At 50.7% G+C, this 19,738-nt stretch carries 22 protein-coding genes; 19 read left to right on the forward strand and 3 right to left on the reverse strand.

Annotated features, from left to right (window positions below; translation table 11 throughout):
* Positions 1-51: 51 nt before the first annotated feature.
* The 16 genes from lepA (at position 52) to ACFQ2T_RS13100 (ending at position 15,150) form a co-directional block, all read left to right on the forward strand.
* On the forward strand, positions 52-1,845 hold the full coding sequence (gene lepA, locus ACFQ2T_RS13025; RefSeq protein ID WP_379035099.1) for a translation elongation factor 4: 1,794 nt from the start codon (positions 52-54) through the stop codon (positions 1,843-1,845).
* 48 nt (positions 1,846-1,893) lie between these two features.
* Positions 1,894-2,709, forward strand: a complete 816-nt coding sequence (gene lepB / locus ACFQ2T_RS13030; RefSeq protein ID WP_379035101.1) for a signal peptidase I — start codon at positions 1,894-1,896, stop codon at positions 2,707-2,709.
* 49 nt (positions 2,710-2,758) lie between these two features.
* Entirely contained in the window at positions 2,759-3,124 is a 366-nt protein-coding gene (locus tag ACFQ2T_RS13035) for a DUF4845 domain-containing protein (protein ID WP_379035103.1), read from the forward strand.
* 5 nt (positions 3,125-3,129) lie between these two features.
* Positions 3,130-3,801: a ribonuclease III gene (gene rnc, locus ACFQ2T_RS13040; protein WP_379035105.1), complete on the forward strand. Its 672-nt coding sequence runs from the start codon at positions 3,130-3,132 to the stop codon at positions 3,799-3,801.
* Positions 3,798-4,703 (forward strand): GTPase Era, encoded by a 906-nt coding sequence (era, locus tag ACFQ2T_RS13045; protein ID WP_379035107.1) that lies wholly within the window; start codon positions 3,798-3,800, stop codon positions 4,701-4,703. Before rnc ends, era begins: the two co-directional genes overlap by 4 nt.
* 24 nt (positions 4,704-4,727) lie before the next feature.
* On the forward strand, positions 4,728-5,480 hold the full coding sequence (gene recO / locus ACFQ2T_RS13050; RefSeq protein WP_379035109.1) for a DNA repair protein RecO: 753 nt from the start codon (positions 4,728-4,730) through the stop codon (positions 5,478-5,480).
* Positions 5,481-5,576: 96 nt separating this feature from the next.
* Positions 5,577-6,305, forward strand: a complete 729-nt coding sequence (gene pdxJ / locus ACFQ2T_RS13055; RefSeq protein ID WP_379035111.1) for a pyridoxine 5'-phosphate synthase — start codon at positions 5,577-5,579, stop codon at positions 6,303-6,305.
* Positions 6,306-6,441: 136 nt separating this feature from the next.
* Positions 6,442-6,831, forward strand: a complete 390-nt coding sequence (gene acpS, locus ACFQ2T_RS13060; protein ID WP_379035113.1) for a holo-ACP synthase — start codon at positions 6,442-6,444, stop codon at positions 6,829-6,831.
* Between the two features lie 26 nt (positions 6,832-6,857).
* Positions 6,858-7,619, forward strand: a complete 762-nt coding sequence (locus ACFQ2T_RS13065) for a tRNA threonylcarbamoyladenosine dehydratase (RefSeq protein ID WP_379035116.1) — start codon at positions 6,858-6,860, stop codon at positions 7,617-7,619.
* Between the two features lie 241 nt (positions 7,620-7,860).
* A complete protein-coding gene (locus ACFQ2T_RS13070; RefSeq protein WP_379035118.1) occupies positions 7,861-8,838 on the forward strand; it encodes a class 1 fructose-bisphosphatase in 978 nt (325 codons plus the stop codon).
* Positions 8,839-8,849: 11 nt separating this feature from the next.
* Positions 8,850-9,884, forward strand: a complete 1,035-nt coding sequence (gene fba, locus ACFQ2T_RS13075) for a class II fructose-bisphosphate aldolase (RefSeq protein WP_379035120.1) — start codon at positions 8,850-8,852, stop codon at positions 9,882-9,884.
* Positions 9,885-10,033: 149 nt separating this feature from the next.
* A complete protein-coding gene (tpiA, locus tag ACFQ2T_RS13080) occupies positions 10,034-10,864 on the forward strand; it encodes a triose-phosphate isomerase (RefSeq protein ID WP_379035122.1) in 831 nt (276 codons plus the stop codon).
* A complete protein-coding gene (locus tag ACFQ2T_RS13085) occupies positions 10,861-11,022 on the forward strand; it encodes a DUF2256 domain-containing protein (RefSeq protein ID WP_379035124.1) in 162 nt (53 codons plus the stop codon). Before tpiA ends, ACFQ2T_RS13085 begins: the two co-directional genes overlap by 4 nt.
* On the forward strand, positions 11,019-12,557 hold the full coding sequence (locus ACFQ2T_RS13090) for a cryptochrome/photolyase family protein (RefSeq protein WP_379035126.1): 1,539 nt from the start codon (positions 11,019-11,021) through the stop codon (positions 12,555-12,557). Before ACFQ2T_RS13085 ends, ACFQ2T_RS13090 begins: the two co-directional genes overlap by 4 nt.
* A 77-nt stretch (positions 12,558-12,634) precedes the next feature.
* Complete coding sequence (gene ppk1, locus ACFQ2T_RS13095; protein ID WP_379035128.1) at positions 12,635-14,677, forward strand: polyphosphate kinase 1; 2,043 nt, start codon at positions 12,635-12,637, stop codon at positions 14,675-14,677.
* Between the two features lie 8 nt (positions 14,678-14,685).
* On the forward strand, positions 14,686-15,150 hold the full coding sequence (locus tag ACFQ2T_RS13100) for a SixA phosphatase family protein (protein WP_379035130.1): 465 nt from the start codon (positions 14,686-14,688) through the stop codon (positions 15,148-15,150).
* A 110-nt stretch (positions 15,151-15,260) separates the two neighbouring features.
* On the opposite strand, the gene ACFQ2T_RS13105 is transcribed toward ACFQ2T_RS13100, so the two are convergent.
* Positions 15,261-15,776 (reverse strand): hypothetical protein, encoded by a 516-nt coding sequence (locus ACFQ2T_RS13105; RefSeq protein WP_379035132.1) that lies wholly within the window; start codon positions 15,774-15,776, stop codon positions 15,261-15,263.
* Between the two features lie 141 nt (positions 15,777-15,917).
* On the opposite strand from ACFQ2T_RS13105, the gene ACFQ2T_RS13110 reads away from it, so the two are divergent.
* The gene (locus ACFQ2T_RS13110; RefSeq protein WP_379035134.1) at positions 15,918-16,538 is read left to right on the forward strand and encodes a nucleotide-binding protein; all 621 of its coding nucleotides are present in this window, start codon (positions 15,918-15,920) and stop codon (positions 16,536-16,538) included.
* A gap of 48 nt (positions 16,539-16,586) precedes the next feature.
* Positions 16,587-16,832, forward strand: coding sequence for a hypothetical protein (locus tag ACFQ2T_RS13115; protein WP_379035136.1), 246 nt, complete (start codon positions 16,587-16,589; stop codon positions 16,830-16,832).
* Positions 16,833-16,952: 120 nt separating this feature from the next.
* Here ACFQ2T_RS13115 and ppx read toward each other — a convergent pair whose 3' ends face one another.
* Both ppx and ACFQ2T_RS13125 read right to left on the reverse strand, forming a co-directional pair.
* Positions 16,953-18,431: an exopolyphosphatase gene (ppx, locus tag ACFQ2T_RS13120; protein ID WP_379035137.1), complete on the reverse strand. Its 1,479-nt coding sequence runs from the start codon at positions 18,429-18,431 to the stop codon at positions 16,953-16,955.
* A gap of 18 nt (positions 18,432-18,449) precedes the next feature.
* Positions 18,450-18,722: a hypothetical protein gene (locus tag ACFQ2T_RS13125; RefSeq protein ID WP_379035138.1), complete on the reverse strand. Its 273-nt coding sequence runs from the start codon at positions 18,720-18,722 to the stop codon at positions 18,450-18,452.
* A 221-nt stretch (positions 18,723-18,943) separates the two neighbouring features.
* Between ACFQ2T_RS13125 and ACFQ2T_RS13130 the strand changes: the two genes are divergently transcribed.
* Positions 18,944-19,594, forward strand: a complete 651-nt coding sequence (locus ACFQ2T_RS13130) for a hypothetical protein (protein ID WP_379035139.1) — start codon at positions 18,944-18,946, stop codon at positions 19,592-19,594.
* The last annotated feature ends 144 nt before the right edge of the window (positions 19,595-19,738 follow it).

A 19,738-nucleotide genomic window follows, 5' to 3' on the forward strand; every position in this document is an offset into this window, starting at 1 on the left:
GGAAAGGCGCGTAAAGCGCCTTTCTTGCTTGTAATCAACCTATAGCAGAACATGAAGAACATTCGTAATTTCTCGATTATTGCCCACATCGACCATGGCAAATCGACACTGGCTGATCGCATCATTCAGGTGTGCGGTGGCCTGGAAGCGCGCGAAATGGAAGCGCAGGTGCTGGATAGCATGGATATCGAGCGTGAGCGCGGCATTACGATTAAAGCGCAGACAGCCGCCCTGCAATACAAAGCCAATAACGGTGAAACCTATTATCTCAACCTGATCGATACCCCCGGGCATGTGGATTTCAGCTATGAGGTCAGCCGCTCATTGTCCGCCTGTGAAGGCGCGTTGCTGGTGGTCGATGCTTCACAAGGGGTTGAAGCGCAAAGTGTGGCTAACTGTTACACCGCCATTGAATTGGGCGTTGAAGTCACACCCGTCCTCAATAAGATTGACCTGCCTTCAGCAGACCCTGCGCGCGTTTCACAAGAAATTGAAGATGTGATCGGTGTAGATGCCACCGATGCCGTGCGTTGTTCAGCCAAAACAGGTGAAGGCGTACGTGATGTGCTGGAAGAAGTGGTCGCCAAAGTGCCGCCGCCGGTAGGTGATGTAGATGGGCCATTAAAAGCCCTGGTGATTGATGCCTGGTTTGATAATTACGTTGGCGTGGTCATGCTGGTGCGCGTGGTGGATGGCGTTTTACGTGCCAAAGAAAAAATCCGGCTGATGGCGACAGGCGCTGAGTATTTATGCGAGCAGGTAGGTGTGTTTACGCCTAAATCCCTGCCACGTCCGCAGTTGAGCGCGGGTGAAGTAGGTTTTATTATCGCCGGTATTAAAGAGCTGGCAGCAGCTAAAGTTGGCGATACTGTGACTTTAGCTGGCAGGCAGGCCGCTGCACCGTTGCCTGGCTTTAAAGAAGTCAAACCGCAAGTGTTTGCGGGTTTATATCCGGTGGAATCCAACCAGTTTGAAGCCCTGCGTACTGCGCTGGAAAAGCTCAGGCTGAATGATTCAAGCCTGCAATTCGAACCTGAAAACTCTACTGCTTTGGGCTTTGGCTTCCGTTGCGGCTTTTTAGGCTTGCTCCACATGGAGATCGTACAGGAGCGTTTAGAGCGCGAGTACGATATGGACCTGATCACGACCGCGCCGACCGTGATTTACGAGTTGCTGCTTAAAACCGGTGAAGTGGTACAGATTGAAAATCCGTCCCGCCTGCCAGAGCCTTCACGTGTGGAAGAAATCCGTGAGCCCATGATTGTGGTCAATCTGTTGATGCCGCAAGATTATGTCGGCCCGGTGATGACCTTGTGTAATAACAAGCGCGGACTACAGCGCAATATGCAGTACATGGGTCGCCAGGTCATGCTTAATTACGAAATGCCACTCAACGAGGTGGTCCTCGATTTCTTTGATAAACTGAAATCGGTGTCGCGTGGTTATGCCTCCATGGATTATGAGTTCCTCGAGTTCCGTGCTGCGGATCTGGTGAAGCTGGATATCATGGTCAACGGCGAGCGTGTCGATGCCCTGAGCCTGATTGTGCACCGTGCCAACAGTATTTATCGCGGGCGCGAGCTGGTATCCAAGATGCGTGAATTGATTCCGCGCCAGATGTTTGATATTGCGATCCAGGCCGCTATCGGTGCCAATATTATTGCGCGCGAAACGGTGAAAGCCATGCGCAAAAATGTGATTGCCAAATGTTATGGCGGTGATGTGTCACGTAAACGCAAGTTGCTGGATAAACAAAAAGAAGGTAAAAAGCGCATGAAGCAGGTCGGTAACGTGGAAATTCCGCAAGAAGCCTTCCTGGCGATTCTGCGCGTCGAAGATAAATAAAAGTAAGCTAAATAAAACGGGTAACCCCGCTTTCTACAGGGAACGAGCATGTATTTTGCAATTTTTATGTTGGTGATTTTGCTGGTATCCGGTGCCATCTGGTTGCTGGATATCCTGATTTTGCGCAAGAAACGCCAGGCCAGTGCTTTGGGTGATGTGCCAGACCCATGGTATGTGGAATACAGCAAAAGTTTTTTCCCGGTCATTCTGCTGGTGTTTACCGTTCGTTCGTTTATTGTAGAGCCGTTCAAGATCCCTTCCGGATCCATGATGCCTACCCTGCTGGCGGGTGATTATATCCTGGTCAATAAATTCACTTATGGCCTGCGTGTACCTATCCTGAATAAGGTTTTTTATCAGGTGGATAAACCTAAACGTGGCGATGTATTCGTGTTTCATTACCCGCCTGACCCATCCATTGATTACATCAAGCGCGTGGTGGGTTTGCCGGGCGACAAAATTCAGTACCGTGACAAACAGCTGACGATCAATGACAAAGTGATTAATCTGGATTTCATTGAGCCATATAAATACGCCTTGAATGTCAATGATGAAAGCGGTAGCTCACGCGCAGTTGATGTAACTGCTTCGCGCCTGACTGAGCAGCTAGGCGATGTCAAACATGATGTACTGATCCATGACATCATGAATCAGTATAGCCCAGGCAGTTTGGGTGACCGTTTAATGCAAGGCGAAGCCATCACTGTGCCTGAAGGTCAGTACTACGCGATGGGTGATAACCGCGATAACAGCTCTGATAGCCGGGTCTGGGGCTTTGTGTCTGAGAAATACCTGGTCGGTCGGGCGTTCTTTATCTGGTTTAACTTTGACCAGTGGCGCCGTATCGGGCAAAGTATAGGTTAAGCACACGGGTTCACCGTGTTGGCAGTCGCAATTTGTGAGGAGATGGCAGATGAAATGTTCTAGGATTTCAGCACGCGCACAACATGGGCTCGGCTTACTCGGTTTCCTGCTGGTACTCACCGCGGTGGGTATTCTGGGCATGGTGGCCTTAAAAGCGCTGCCTTCCTACATGGAATACTTCTCCATTCAATCCACCGTTAACCGTATTGCGCATGACTCCATGCTGCAAAGTGACGCCGATATCCGTGCTGCATTTGACCGCCAGATGCATGTCGACATGATTAAAACCGTGCAAGGCAGCGATTTGAATGTGGTCGGTGGTGTGGTTGCCGTGCGTTATCAAAAAACCATCCCGCTCACAGACACCATCAGTTTGCTCATTGATTTTGATGCTACCAGTAAAGCATCGCAGTAGGTGAGATGAGCGCGCTTCCGGTATTACAAACCCGCATAGGTTACAGCTTCACGCAGCCGGACTTGCTGCAGCAGGCACTCACACATCGCAGTTTTTCCGCCAATAATAATGAGCGGCTGGAATTTTTGGGCGATAGCGTACTCAACTTTATTATTGCCCACCAGCTATTCAATTTATTCCCTGATATACCCGAAGGCGACCTTAGCCGCTTGCGGGCAAAGCTGGTAAAAGAAGCCAGCCTGGCCGAAATCGCCATCTCCCTCAATCTTGGCGACGCCCTGAAGCTGGGCGAAGGTGAACTGAAAAGTGCCGGCTGGCGCAGGCCCTCTATTCTGGCAGATGCACTGGAAGCCATTGTAGGTGCAGTCTATCTCGATGGCGGTTTTTCCGCTGCCGAACAAGTGGTGGCTTTGCTTTACCGGGAAACACTGACTACGATAAACCCCAAAGCGATTGATAAAGATGCCAAATCGCAGTTGCAGGAATACCTGCAAAGCAAAAAAATGGACTTGCCTGAGTATCAGGTGGTGACTATCGAAGGCGAGGCGCATGCGCAGACCTTCACCGTGCAATGCTTTATCAAAAAACTTAAACTCACCACCACCGGTGCCGGTACCAGCCGCCGTGTGGCGGAACAGCAGGCGGCCAAGCTCGCCATGGAAAAAATTCAATCATGACAGAACAAAACATTGAGCCTACAGAAGATTTTCGTTGCGGCACCGTCGCCATCGTCGGCAGGCCAAACGTCGGTAAGTCGACACTGCTCAACCATATTCTTGGCCTGAAGTTAGCCATTACTTCACGCAAGGCGCAAACCACCCGTCATCGTTTACTCGGCATTCATACCACTGAAGATACGCAGTTCCTGTTTGTGGATACGCCTGGCTTTCAGCAAAAACATATCAATGCGCTGAACAAAACGCTGAACAAAACTGTGACGCAGGTATTGTCTGAGGTCGATGTGGTGTTGTTCGTGATTGAGCCTATGAAACTGGGTGAAGCCGATGAACTGGTTCTCAAACTTCTGCCTGACAATAAGCCGGTTTTGCTGGTAGTCAACAAGGCAGACCTGATGGGCGACAAAGGTAATTTATTGCCATTGATCCAGGACTTTGATCTGCTGTTTGATTTTGCCGGCATTATCCCTGTCAGTGCCAAAAAGAACCAAAATCTGGAAGGCTTGCTGGACGCGGTACGTGAGCATTTGCCTGAGCAACCGGCCGTTTATGGTGAAGATGAACTGACCGATAAGAATGAGCGATTTCTGGCGGCCGAGTTGATCCGCGAAAAAATCTTCAGGCTGGTTGGCGATGAGTTGCCTTACTCGATGACAGTTGAAATCGAAAAGTTTGAAACCGTGAAAAAACTGCGCCGTATCTTTGCCGTGATCATTGTCGATAAAGATAGCCAGAAACCGATGATTATTGGCAAGGGTGGCGAGAAGCTCAAGCAAATCTCCACCGAGGCGCGCCAGGATATGGAAAAGCTGTTTGGCTCCAAGGTCTACCTGGAAACCTGGGTCAAGGTCAAAGGTGGCTGGGCGGATGACGAACGGGCACTCAAAAGCCTGGGTTTTTAATCGTCAGGACTGGCAGGTTGCACCATGGCTGTGAGCACCTCCAACGTTGCCGCGCTCAAGCAATCGCTACAGCCGGTCTTTATCCTGCATACCTACCCGTTTAAAGAAACCAGCCTGGTGGTTGAAATGTTCAGCCGCGATTTCGGCCGCATTGCTGGAGTGGCCAAAGGCGCACGCAGGCCGCTATCAGCGATGCGCGGCATGTTACAGTCTTTCCAGCAACTGGCAGGTACCTGGTCAGGCAAAAATGAACTGAAAACCCTGCACGGGCTTGAGTGGCTGACCGGCCTGACGCTGCTTAAAGGCGATGCCCTGATGTGCGGGTTTTATATGAATGAGTTGCTGTTACGCCTGCTGCCGCGCGATGACGCGCATGCGCAACTGTTTGAGTATTACGCCGAAACCGTACAAATACTTTCTACGCTTACCCAAGAAACCGGCAGCGGCCAACTGGCGGAAATCATGCGCCGGTTTGAGTTGAAGATGCTGCAGGAATTAGGCTATGCCGTACCACTGACGCATGATGAAAACGGCGAGATCATCCATGCCGATGAAACTTATCGATTCGAAGCGGATTATGGTGCTTGTGCCTTAAACGTCACGAAAAATGGCGTGCTCATCCAGGGCAGGTCATTGCTCGATATGGCACGTGGAAGTTACAGCAATACAACGACACAAGCGCAAAGCAAGCAATTGATGCGTTACTTACTGCAGCATTATCTTGGTGAAAAACCCTTGCATACGCGACAACTGCTGGTTGATCTGCAAGGGTTCTGATTTTTCCGGGCTGTGTTTGAATGTTGAGGCCACGGCAAGGCTAAGTTTATAATTGCAGGCAATGCAATCTGTTTGCCAAAGTCATCGAAAGAAAATATGTTAAAACTAGGTGTGAATATCGACCACGTCGCTACCATCCGTCAGGCGCGTGGTACAAAATACCCAAGTGTGGTCCAGGCCGCGTTACGCGCCGAGCAGTCTGGTGCGGACAGTATTACCCTGCATTTGCGTGAAGACCGCCGCCATATGCAGGATGCCGATATTTTTGCCTTGCGCCCTTTGCTGCAGACCAAGATGAACCTGGAATGTGCCGTGACTGACGAAATGCTGGATATCGCGATTCAGGTCAGGCCGCAGGATGTCTGCCTGGTGCCCGAGCGCCGTGAAGAACGTACTACCGAAGGTGGCCTGGATGTGCTGGCACATTATGCAAAAGTGGAACATGCCGTCAAAAAACTGTCTGACCAGGGCATACGTGTTTCGCTATTTATCGCGCCGGATTTAGCACAGATTGATGCTGCCGTGAAAATAGGCGCACCGGTGATTGAAATCCACACCGGGACTTTTGCGGATGCTGAAACTGAATTAACCCAAACAGAAGAATTACGCAGAATAGAGGCGGCACTGCATCATGCAAAAGCGGGTGGCCTGGTGGTCAATGCCGGGCATGGTCTGCATTATCACAATGTGCATCGCATCGCGCGTTTGCCGGGATTTGAAGAATTGAATATAGGGCATGCCATCGTCGCCCATGCCTTGTTTGTCGGCTGGGACCATGCGGTGCGGGAAATGAAAGCCTTGATGAAAGAGTTTTCATCAAGGTAAGCGTAGTAAGATAAGTGCATGTTGTAATGAAATGCATGCTTTCCAAACACGATACGATATAAAAAGAATACGGCGATTTATCAGTATCCTGAAGCGCCGCAGATAAATGCAAGGTATGAGTTTGCGAGGTGACCATATGATCTTTGGAATTGGGACAGATATCGTTGAAGTCGAGCGCATACAAGCATCGCTGGATCAGTTTGGCGAACCCTTTGCCAAACGCATACTGGCTCAGTCTGAATGGGAAGACTATCAGGCCAGCCAGTTAAAAGCCCGTTTTCTGGCTAAACGTTTTGCCGCCAAAGAGGCTTTTGCCAAAGCGATAGGCACCGGCATTCGCGGTGACGTCAGTTTCCACAATATTGCAGTCACCCACGATGCACTCGGTCGCCCGCTCCTGCAACTGGCGCCGACCTTGCAAGCCTTCCTCAAGCAACATCATATTCACCAGTCCCATATCAGCATCAGCGATGAAAAAAACCTGGCACTGGCTTATGTCGTGCTGGAAACCGTGAGTAGCAAGTGAATTTTCCCACCCCGCTTGAATTGGATATGGATAGACGCTTTTCCGGCGTGCGACGCCTGTATGGCGAGCAGGCTCTGCAAAGGCTGCAAGCTGCGCATGTACTGGTGATCGGTATAGGCGGGGTGGGTTCGTGGACGGTAGAAGCGCTGGCGCGCAATGCTGTGGGTAAGCTAACGCTGGTCGATCTGGATAATATTGCAGAGTCGAATATCAACCGGCAGATTCATGCACTGGATGCGAATGTAGGCAAAGCCAAAGTAACCGCCATGCATGAGCGCATCGCGCAGATTAATCCGCTTTGTGAAGTGATTGAGGTTGAAGACTTTATCTCGGCCGATAACCTGGCCGCGGTATTAGGGACTCATCCTGATATCGTGGTAGATTGCATGGATGACACCAAAGCCAAAATAGCGTTGGCGGCTTATTGCAAAACACAGCAACTGCCTTTGGTGATTGTGGGCAGTGCCGGGGGCAAGCTGGATGCAACACGCATACAACTGGCCGATCTGGCGCATGTACAGGGTGACCGCATGCTGGCAAAAGTCCGCAACCAATTGCGGCGTGATCATGGTTTCGCCAAAGCCAGCGATAACAAAAAATCTGCCAAATTCGGCATCACCGCCGTCTATTCAGACGAGCCGGTAGAAAAACCTGCTGAGGCATGTGAAACAGATGCCGGCCTGACCGGATTGCATTGCGCGGGCTATGGTTCCAGCATTTGCGTCACCGCCAGCTTTGGTTTTGTGGCCGCACAACACGCGCTGCAACAATTAGTGTTTTCCGGTTAATCCTTTCTCCTGATGCACCTGTTGGTGTCGGTTTGTCATGCAGCTGTTATAAGATTGTTGAACAATCTCGGAGATGTGACGTCTACTTTAGTAGAAAAACAGCTAGGGACATGACACCACTAGACTTCTGAGCGAAGTTAATTGCAGGTGTTTCCAGTCTGTCATCGTGAATTTGGGCCGTGCAAGTCTCGGTTACAGTTTCGGTGCAAGTATCGCTAAAACCATAATAAAGGTATCTGCCATGCAATTGGACGTATTTCTGAAACAGGTTTCACTGAATCATGCGTTGAACGTGCTGATATGGCACGCAGCCCAGGCCGGTATCGAGATTGCTGCGCTGGTAAAGCAAGGTGCATTGCAAGGGACTACCGAAAAAACCACTAACACCAATGTGCAGGGCGAAACGCAGATGCACCTGGATATCCGTAGCCATGAAGTGGTGCTGGAACAATTGCGTGCGTCAGGAGTGGTAGCTGCGGTAGTCTCAGAAGAGGCTGAAGAACATATAAGTTTTGAAACTGTGGACGCTCCCTTCCTGGTCTGTGTCGACCCATTGGATGGTTCTTCCAATCTGGCCATCAATGGCGTGGTCGGCAGTATATTCTCGATACTACCGAATACCGGCGTTGCCACCCAAGGTAGCCAGGCTTTTTTACAGCCGGGTCAGGCACAACGCGCTGCGCTGTATGTGATGTACGGGCCAGCCACCTTACTGGTGCTGACTTTGGGTGAGGGCACCCATGTGTTCACGCTTGATCACGAAAATGACAGCTTTGTACTTACCCAGCAAACAGTCCAGATTCCACCAGAGACTTCTGAATATGCCATTAATGCCAGCAATCAACGTTACTGGCAGCCGGCAGTAAAACGCTATATAGATGAGTGTTTACAGGGTGCTGAAGGTGACCGTGGACGTGACTTCAATATGCGCTGGTGCGCCAGCATGGTGATGGATGTGCATCGCATCCTGACGCGAGGCGGTGTATTTCTTTATCCGCGCGATAACAAGCAGCCAGTCAAGGCCGGGCGACTAAGATTGTTATATGAAGCCAACCCGATGAGCCTGCTGGTAGCACAGGCGGGTGGTGAAAGCATAGCTGGCCTCGAAGATGTGCTGGCAATCCAACCGGCGTCCTGCCATCAGCGTGTCCCGGTATTACTGGGGTCTAAACAAGAAATCCAGCGCTTGCGTGAATACCACCAGCAAGCCAAAGAATAAAGGAGTTTTGCATGGCATTGATTTCCCTCAGGCAGTTACTCGATCACGCGGCCGAAAATAGTTACGGCTATCCCGCTTTCAATATCAATAACATGGAGCAGATCATCTCCATTATGAAAGCCGCTGACGAAGTAAACAGTGCGGTGATTTTACAGGCTTCGGCCGGCGCGCGCGGCTATGCCGGCGAGTCGTTTTTGCGCAAGATGGTAGAAGCCGCCATCGAACAATTTCCTCATATTCCAGTGTGTATGCATCAGGATCACGGCACTTCACCCAAAATTTGCCAGATGGCGATCCGTAGCGGTTTTTCCAGTGTGATGATGGATGGCTCGTTAAAAGAAGATCACAAAACGCCGGCCAGTTATGAGTACAATATGGATGTTACGCGGCGTGTGGTTGAGTTTGCCCATGCAGTGGGAGTTTCGGTAGAAGGTGAGTTAGGTGTGCTGGGTTCACTTGAAACAGGCATGGCCGGTGAAGAGGATGGTGTAGGCGCCGAAGGCAAACTGGATGAATCCCAGCTATTGACTGACCCGGATGAAGCGGCGGCATTTGTCGAGGCGACCAAAGTCGATGCGCTGGCGATTGCGATCGGCACCAGCCACGGTGCTTATAAATTCACCCGTCCACCTTCGGCTGATACCTTATCCATCAAGCGTATCCAGGAGATTCACGCCAAAATCCCCAATACGCATCTGGTAATGCATGGGTCTTCCAGCGTGCCGCAAGAATTCCTCGAGCGCATCCGGCATTATGGCGGTAATATCAAGGAAACCTATGGTGTACCGGTTTCGCAAATTGTGGATGGCATCAAGAGCGGTGTACGCAAAGTGAATATTGATACCGATATCCGGCTAGCGATGACCGCTGCCATCCGTGAATATTTTGTTGAACATCCGGAAGAGTTTGATCCGAGAGGTTACTTTAAGGAAGCAACCAATGCAGCGCAACAGCTCTGTAAGGAACGCTTTGAAGCATTTGGCAGTGCCGGGCAGGCAGGTAAAATAAAAGTAGTTTCGCTGGAAAAAATGGCCGCCATTTATTAAAAATGATTGAACGGTTGCACATTGAAGCTGCCATAGATGATAGCGTAGCCTGACATAGGCACTTAGAAACATTTCAGCCACTTTACCCGCTCATTCTTAAAGCAAAAATATAATCATATCGAGGGGGCATGATAGAAAGGTTTTACATCATGCGCAAAAAACTAGTCATTGGTAACTGGAAGCTGCATGGCAGCTTGCTGGAAAATCAGGGCTTGCTCAATCGGCTCAAACAAGAACTTCATCATCTGGACGGTATGGATGCGGCTGTCTGCCTGCCTTATGTATATCTGTATCAGGCACAAGCTGCATTGCAAGGTTCAGCAATAGCCTGGGGTGCACAGAACGTCAGCCAGTTCACTGAAGGCGCCTACACTTCCTGCATCTCTGCGAAAATGGTCGCCGAGTTTGGTTGTACCTATACTATTGTTGGACACTCCGAACGCCGCGCACTCAAGCTGGAAAGTAATCAGGTAGCTACCAAACGCTTGCTGAACGCTTTGCATGCAGGTCTCACGCCTATCTTTTGTGTCGGTGAAACGCTTGATGAGCGGGATGGCGGCATGGCTGAACTGATAGTCCGTAACCAGATGTTGAATGTGGTGTACGGCCTGGACGACAAGGCATTTGCCTTGGCGAAAAAACTCAATATGGTGATTGCCTATGAGCCGGTGTGGGCGATCGGTACCGGTGAACATGCCACGCCTGAACAGGCACAGCGCATGCACGCCTTCATCCGCATGATGATTGCCGAACGTGACCGGGAGTTTGCTGAGCAGATACGTATTGTATACGGCGGCAGTATGGGTCCTAAAAATGCCGAGAGCCTGCTGCTGATGCCGGATATCGATGGTGGCCTGCTAGGCCGTGCGGCTCTGGTGGCTGAAGACTTTATCAATACCTGCCGGATTGCCTCGCATTGCTGGCAGCAAAACCAGAGGTCAACAGACTCGCGTAAGTACATGCCATTCACGGTGGTATGACCGACTCGTTTAAAGGCAACAAAAGTTATTTACCCAGCAAACCCTGCCTGCAATGTGGCAGGCAAATGACCTGGCGCAAAGCCTGGTCTAACAACTGGGACTCGGTTAAATATTGTTCGGAGGGTTGCCGCCGACAAACCTCACTGCCATCGGCATGAGAAACCTGATCGTGATTTTAGGTGACCAGCTCACGCTGGACAATCCTGCCTTGCAAGCATTTGACCCTTCCCAAGACCATATTGTGATGGCAGAAGTGATGCAGGAGAGCACGCATGTCTGGTCACACAAGCAGCGGATCACCCTGTTTTTATCGGCGATGCGACACTTTGCTGATACCTTGCAAGCCAGACACTTCCCGCTAACCTATTTCAAGCTGGATGCACATGATCACCCTGATCTTGCGGCGGTCTGGCAAGCCATGTTGCAGCAGCACAAACCTGATGTTTTGCGGGTATGCGAGCCAGGTGACTGGCGCGTATTGCAAGCACTACAAACCACAGCAAAGAAACATCATGTCGCGCTGGAGATACTACAGGATACGCATTATATGTGCAGTATTCCTCAATTCCAGCGTTGGGCGGAACGGCAGAAAAATACTTCTTTGCGTATGGAAAATTTTTACCGTGGCATGCGCAAGAAGTACAAACTGCTAATGAAAGGAGATGCGCCTGCCGGTGGTGACTGGAACTACGATAAAGAAAACCGGCAGCATTTAGGTAAAGACGGTCCGCAAAAGCTAGAGCCACCGTTACGGTTTGTACCAGACCCGCTCACATTATCGGTCATCGCGTTAGTCAAAAAACGGTTTCCCGAACATCCTGGCCAACTTGATGAATTTCCATGGCCGGTGACCCGTCCCCAGGCACTTAAACTGCTCACACATTTTATTGCCGAAAAATTACCGCAGTTTGGTACTTACCAGGACGCTATGTGGCAAGACAGCCCTTATTTATGGCATTCGCTGCTGGCTTCGGCACTTAATCTCAAGTTACTGAATCCGCGGGAGGTGATAGACGCTGCCGAGCAGGCTTATCAACAAGGCCTGGCTCCGCTGGCGAGTGTTGAGGGATTTATCAGGCAGATACTTGGCTGGCGCGAATTTGTGCGAGGCGTGTACTGGCTGGAAATGCCGGCATTAAAGTCTGCCAACTTTTTCAAGCATCAGCGTGATTTGCCTACCTGGTTCTGGACTGGCCAGACGCAGATGCAATGCCTGTCGCAGTGCATAGGGCAAACGCTGGAAACCGGATACGCGCACCACATCCAGCGGCTGATGGTGATTGGCTTGTTTTCAACCCTGGCTGGTTTGTCACCGCAGCAGGTGGCAGACTGGTTTCTGGCTGTATATGTAGATGCCGTCGAGTGGGTAGAATTGCCGAATGTGGCTGGCATGGCTTTGTATGCCAACGGTGGCAGGTTCACCAGTAAACCTTATGTCGCCAGTGGCGCATATATCCAGCGTATGAGTAATTATTGTGCGCACTGCCGCTATGACCCCAAGTTGAAAATCGGTGACGCCGCTTGTCCGTTTACCACGCTGTATTGGGCATTCCTCATCAAACACGAATCATTACTGGCCGAAAACCAGCGTACCCGCCTGATGGTGCAACATGTGGCTAAAATGACTGCCAGCGAACAATCGGCAATCAAGGTATTTGCCCGGCAACGGCTGAAACAAATTGAGCAGTTGTAAATGACGTTTTTTTTCGATTCATACGATTTCATAAAACTGTCATAAATCGCTGGCCGCCAAGCGCTACAATAGTGTGCATGAAAAATAACCCCTCAGTTTTACTAGACCGAGACCTCAGTATCCTCAGTTTCAATGCGCGTGTACTTTCATTGGCGCAACGTGAAGACTATCCCCTGCTAGAGCGCCTGCGTTTTTTATGTATTGTCTCCAATAATCTCGATGAGTTTTTTGAAGTACGCATGCCTTTGCAGATGGAAGCGCATCAGCAGGGTGTCACACATGGCCCGGTAACCGCCACTGGCTGCGAGCAGATTGCCAGCATGGCGCATGCGCTGGTGGCAAAACAGTATGAACTGTTCAACGATGCCTTGATGCCAGCCCTTGCCGAACAAGCGATACACCTGGTTTCCGGCACCGTGCGCACACCGGAACAAATCGCCTGGGTAAGCAGTTACTTCAAGCGCGAAGTGCTGCCATTCCTGATGCCGGTGTCTTTGGACCCATCGCACCCCTTCCCGCAAGTGGCCAATAAATCCCTAAATTTTATTGTTCGCATTGCGATTGATAAAGAAGAAAAAATTGCCATTGTGCGTGTGCCGCGCGTGGTGCCGCGCCTGTTGCAATTGCCGCATAACATCAGCAAAGGCCAGCAATGCTTTGTGTCACTGACCAGTATTATCCGCTCTAATTTGCACGTGTTATTTGAAGGTGCGAAGATACTGCATTTCTCGCAGTTTCGCGTCACGCGTAACAGTGACCTGGAAGTGGATGAAGATGATGTCAGCAATTTGCGCATGGCATTGCGTGAAGAGCTTGCACATCGCCAGTACGGTAAAGCGGTGCGCCTGGAAGTCACGCATGAGTGTGACGATGCGCTGGCTGACTTCCTTCTGAAACAATTTAATCTACCTGCGCTTGCACTGTATCGCGTGAATGGGCCGGTCAACCTGGGCCGCCTGATCCAGTTGCCGGATATGGCGAAAGGCGATCATCTCAAGTTCACACCTTTCCAGCCACAATGGCCACAGCATATTCATAAAAACATCCTGCTACTTGCGCAAATGCGCGAGCGTGATTTGCTGATACACCAGCCTTACGAAAGTTTTGATGTAGTGATCCAGCTGCTGGAAGAAGCAGTCAAGGATGATCATGTGCTGGCGATCCGTATGACCATTTACCGCACCGGTGCTGACCCGCGCATGCTGGCGTTATTGCAGGAAGCCGTGCGTCGCGGCAAAGAAGTGCTGGTTGTGGTGGAACTGAAAGCCCGTTTCGATGAAGAAGCCAATATCAACTGGGCGGAAGCATTGGAATCAGTGGGCGCGCAGGTTGTGTATGGCGTTGTAGGCCTGAAGACCCACGCCAAAATGTTATTGATCATGCGTCGCGAAGGTAAAACTATCCATCGCTACGGGCATTTATCCACCGGTAACTACAATCCGAAAACCACGCGCCTCTACACCGACTGGAGCATGCTCACCGCCAATCCTGACCTGACAAAAGAGATGGAAGCGGTTTTCAGGCACTTGACCAGTGAGCTGCCATTGACCCGCATGCGGCACTTGCTGGTGGCACCGTTCACACTGCATGCCGGCATGATCAAGCAATTGGCAAAAGCCCAGCGTCTGGCCAGGCAGGGCAAACCGGCGCGTGTAATTGCCAAAATGAATGCACTGACCGATATCCCATTGACGGAGGCCCTAATCAAAGCCGCAGCCGCAGGGGTGGAGATTGACCTGATCATCCGTGGTGCCTGCATCCTGCCGGTAGATCTGCCCGCGATTAAAGGCCGCATCCGCGTCAGGTCAATTGTGGGCCGTTTGCTGGAGCATTCGCGGGTGTTCTATTTTAATTTAGACGGGCAAGTGCAGATGTGGTTGTCGAGTGCCGACTGGATGAGCCGCAATATGGTCCGCCGGGTTGAACTGGCATGGCCTATCACGGACCCCAAAATGCAGCTGCGCATCATGCAGGAAGGCCTGCAAATGTACCTGGATGATAACCTGGACGCCTGGCAGCTGACTGAGCAGGGCGTTTACAAGGCCGTGCGTGAATCAGCAGGCGATGCGCCGTTGCAATCCTGCCAACAGATATTGTTAAAACAATATCATTCTTTATAGGGTAGGCGATGGCGGTACGTAACCTGATTTTATGGCGGCACGCTGAAGCGGAAGATCTACAGCATGGTCATTCAGACCTGGAGCGGGCACTGACTAAAAAAGGCCACAAGCAGGCCAAACAGATGGCGGCATGGCTCAAAAAATACCTGCCCAAACAAACTTATGCCATGGTCAGCCCGTCACTACGCACGCAAGAAACCGCCGCTTACTGGGGTGATAGCTGGCAAGAAGAAAACCGGCTGGCGCCGGAACGTCCCCTGGAGCCAATTCTGCAATTGCTGGCGCAAAGCCCGTTTGAACATATCATGCTGGTCGGGCATCAGCCCTGGATTGGTGAGTTGGCAGCGCAATGCCTGGGCATGGAAGATGCGCAACTCAGCATCAAAAAAGGGGCGATCTGGTGGTTGCGATTGCCCAAGTCCGGGTTGCCCTACAAACTATATAGCGTGCAGGCGCCAGATTTAGTGGAATAGCATCACGCCATTCACCAAATCTGTGGCAGTTAGCACCAGCAGGATGGGCATACATTGATCAGGAAAAACGGACACTCATACTGTTTGATCCGTCCGTTTAGCCCGAGTAATTACTTTTTAGGTCTGCCTGTTTTGATGGTGGGCACAGAGCCTAATGCAGCTTTCAATGCTGTGTCATTCAGCGTTGACAGCAGTTTTAAACCTGCACGCAATAATTCACTTTTCTTGACCGGTTTGCCCAGGCCTTCCAGGCGTTTTTTCAAAGCGGCAATCTGAGCGTACTCATCTTTTGGCATGGTAAAACTATCACGCTCCATTTTGACTTTAGGCGTTTTAGCTTTGTCATTTGCCACAGCTGCTTTGCTAGCCGCTTTTTGAGGTGCACTGGCTGTTTTTTTAACAGCAGGCGCTGCTGTTTTTGCCACTGGTTTGGCGGCTGCTTTAACAGCCGGTTTCGCTGCAGTTTTGGTGGCTGGTGATTTGGTTGCCGCTGGTTTAGCAACAGCTGGTTTAGCAGCTGGCGTCGCAGTTGCAGGTTTTGCTGCAACCGGTTTTGCCGTGCTGGAAGCTGTTGTCGCTGCTGGTTTGTTCTTTGCCGTAGGTTTGGCTGCCGGTTTAGTGGCCATGTCGCTCTCCTGAGTTTTTCGTAAAAACAGTTTATACCGTTTTTATTTTGCGTCAATTGTCATAAAAATTTCATATTGCTATGGTGTCATAGAGGTTGTTTTTCATGACAAAATTCAACACCTTCAAACAGGGAGCATGAGATGCGCAGGATATTGGTGGCAAACACCAAAGGCGGTAGCGGTAAAACGACTCTCGCCACCAATCTTGCTGGCTATCTGGCGCAATTGGGGCACAAGGTTGTACTGGAGGATATTGATCGCCAGCAATCATCTGCTTCGTGGCTGGCACGCCGCCCGCAGCATGTGGCAAGCGTATTCAATGCTGAAGACCTGGGCAAATCCGCCTTACAAAAAGCCGATTGGGTCATTACCGACTCTCCTGGGGGGCTACGCGACAAGAAAATTTCTGATGCAGTGACCGAGACGGATTTGATCCTGGTGCCTGTCGCGCCTTCTGCTTTTGATATTGGCGCTACCCAGGACTTTTTAGGTTTGCTGGCCGAAGAAAAGGCTGTGCGTAAGCACAAGACGTTTGTCGGACTGGTGGGCATGCGTGTGATGCCGCGCACCAAATCTGCCGAGCGTCTGCTTGCATTTATGGATGAATCAGGCTTTGCAGTGTTATCGATGTTGCGCTCGTCGCAGATATACGTCACCGCAGCGGAAGAAGGATTAAGTATTTTTGAATTGTCGGGCTCTCTCAAAGAGATCGACATCGCACAATGGAATCCGGTCACCGACTGGATTTTACAAAACAGTTAGCGATTGCCTGCCCAGCCAGGCAACGAGCGCTAAATCAAAGGGAGTCATATGAAAGAAAAGTCGAATCCGGTGTATCTGGAAAAAGTGCAACAGCTTAGTCCAGCCGAGGCTGAACGCGTGCTATCACGCATGGGAGGCAAGCTGCCAAAACGCTTTATCAAGGAAAAGCTGTCGCAGGAAGAAGCGCTCGCTTTGCAGCTTGAAATTGAAGATGAGCAATTGAGCGAGTGGCGCGAAAAAGTGGCCAAGTTACGTGAAGAGGACGAAAAGCAAACCAAGAAGAAAAAGGATTAGTCCGCTGCATTGTGAGTGAATGGCATGCAGCTATACTGCACTAAATCAAAACGGGCTTTAATCGGCCCGTTTTTTATTTCAGTGTTTATCTGCCCTTTAATCTACATTTTAGTTCTGTGCTTAGTCATACTGCGCCTCGAGTTGCCAGCCTAGCTTTTGCCAGAGCTGGCATTCTTCTTCCAGCAGGTAATGTGTTTGCGGATGCTGGCTGACCCATTGTGTCGGCAATACCAGGGTAAACTGCTGCTTTTCATGCACTAGCTGTAAATGCTTCAACACCGGTAACCGGCGCGAATGGCAGAAGATCACCGCCAGCCGCAATGCCATCAGCTGGCAAACCAGGTCCTGGTTATCGAAATCCGCCGGCAATTTGCGCAGCTTTCCCTGATGCCCCAATACCAACAGGCTGATCGTATGTAACTCGCTTTGGCCAAAGCCCATCAATTCGGTGTTGTCGAGTATATAAGCACCATGTTTATTACAGTCAGTATGCGAAATGGCCCAGCCAATTTCATGGCAGAGCGCTGCCCATTGCAATAACGGTTTTTGCGTGTCGCAGGCTTGCATTGCATCATAAAAATGCAGGGCTACTTTGCTGACATTCTGCGCGTGCTCCAGCTCTACGCCAAACTGTTTGCACAGCCTGGCGATGGAGGCCGAACGCAAATCTTCAGTGGCATCGGCAGGGCTTAAAATGTCATACAGCACACCGTGTCGTAGTGCACCATTGGCCACGTTCATAGTGTCTATATTCAGCGTATCGAATACTGCGGTCAGGATGGCCAGGCCACCGCCCATCACCGCGCGCCTGTCATCTTTCAGGCCTTCCATATTCAGGCGGTCAGGCGTTTTGGCCTTGATCAGGGTTTGCTTCAGCCATTCCAGCTGGCTGCGTTCGATTTTCTCGGCAGAAAATCCTGAGCCAGCCAATACATCGGCCACGGCACCGACCGTGCCCGAAGCACCATAAGCGACATCCCAGTGGCCGTTGTAACGGCTGGCAATCATGTCGATAATCGACTCGGCGGCGATTTCTGCCCGTTCAAAGTTGCGCTCGCTTAACTGGCCATCGGCAAAATATTTTTGCGACCAGCCGACAGAACCAAGCCTTAAGGATTCTGTGACATTGGCTTTGAAATGCTGGCCGAGGATAAACTCGGTCGAGCGGCCACCGATATCAATGACCAGGCGCTTTTCATCAGATTGCGGCAGCATGCGGCTGACACCCTGGTAGATGAGACGCGCTTCTTCCACGCCTGAAATAATCTCGATCGGGTAACCCAGTACTTTCTGCGCTTGCTTGATAAAATCGGCGCTATTGGTCGCTTCCCTCAATGTCTGCGTGGCAACGGCACGTACATGCTCAACCGGGAAACCTTTCAGTCGCTCGCCAAAGCGGGCCAGGCATTTCAGTCCACGTTCAAAGGCTTCCGGCTTCAGGTTGCGGTCTTCATCGAGGTCGCCACCCTGGCGCACTGCTTCCTTCAGGTAATCAACGCGCAGGATCTGCCCGTCGACCACACGGCCGATTTCAAGTCGAAAACTGTTGGAGCCCAGGTCTACGGCAGCGAGTTGTGTGTCATGGGTAATAGTTAGCATGCGATACCACTGAAGAAATTACTTTAGATAACGGGAAATGGCCTTGGGGTATTCGGGAAAGTAGCGTTCAATCACACTCAAATCAAAACTTCTCAAGATACTGGAATTAGACTCGCGATCAAGCAAAAAATCGAAAGAAGCCGCCACTAGTTCAGTGGTAGTATGCGGCGTAGTCAATAACTGGCTGGCGTAATCCGGGCTGACACTGACCTGGTGCGTGGTGACTTGTGAACCATGCACGGTGACAGAAAAAGAATTAGGACTGGTTTCAGTCACCTCAATAGTCGCCACGATCACCTCCGCCTTGTTTGCCCATGTAGGCAACCCCTGCAAACAGTATAAATCGTTATGTTGGCAGAGGCCAGTGAAACTAATGTGACGGAAACGAATATAAAATGCCAAGCTGACTGACAAGAGATTTTCATTAAACTGTCACGGCCTGAAATTAAAATAAAAACAAAATAATGATCAAACAGCTTCTCACATACTTTAGCTTGATATTGGCGTTGTGTTTGTCTCACAGCGTCCATGCCGCACGCCCCTTGGTTACGGATGACGCACGCCTGACCAATGCCCATAGCTGCCAGCTGGAAAGCTGGATGCGCACATATGAAGGTGGGCGGGAAGCATGGGCGTTACCAGCGTGTAACCTCGGTGAAAATTTTGAGGTCACTTTGGGCGGGGGCGTTTACCGCAACCATGACGAGAACTATCGTACCGAAGACTGGATATTGCAGTTCAAAACCCTGTTCAAACCGCTGGAAACCAATGGTTGGGGATGGGGATTAGCTGCGGGGCATGTCAAGCACACGGATATCCAGCCTGGCCCCAACCAGTTGGGTAATACCTACTTTTATGTGCCGGTGTCTTTTTCGTTCCGCGATGATGATGTGATCTTGCATCTGAATATGGGGATGTTGCGCGATAAGCAGGCTTCCGAACTTAAAGCCAGTATGGGGCTGGGATCAGAGTTTAAGCTGGGTGGTGCGTTTAAAGGGATAGCTGAAGTGTTTGGGGATAATACGCAGAATCCTTTTTATCAGCTGGGTGTGCGGTATTCATTAGTGCCGGACGTGTTTCAGGTGGATGGCACGATAGGACAGCAGGTGAATGGGGATAGTGAGAGTCAGTGGTTGTCGATTGGGTTGAGATGGACACCATAGGCATTTATTTTTAGGTCGTCATTCCGGCGGAGGCCGGAATCCAGGCGAGGTAAATGCTCTAGCTTGGTTAAAATCGAAGAGCGTGTTCCGCAATTTCTGGCTTTGGTTTTAAAAGAGATCGCTTCCGATATTCACCATTCTTTT

It is taken from the genome of Methylophilus flavus, assembly GCF_042678905.1.
GTDB classification, from domain to species: Bacteria; Pseudomonadota; Gammaproteobacteria; order Burkholderiales; family Methylophilaceae; genus Methylophilus; species Methylophilus flavus.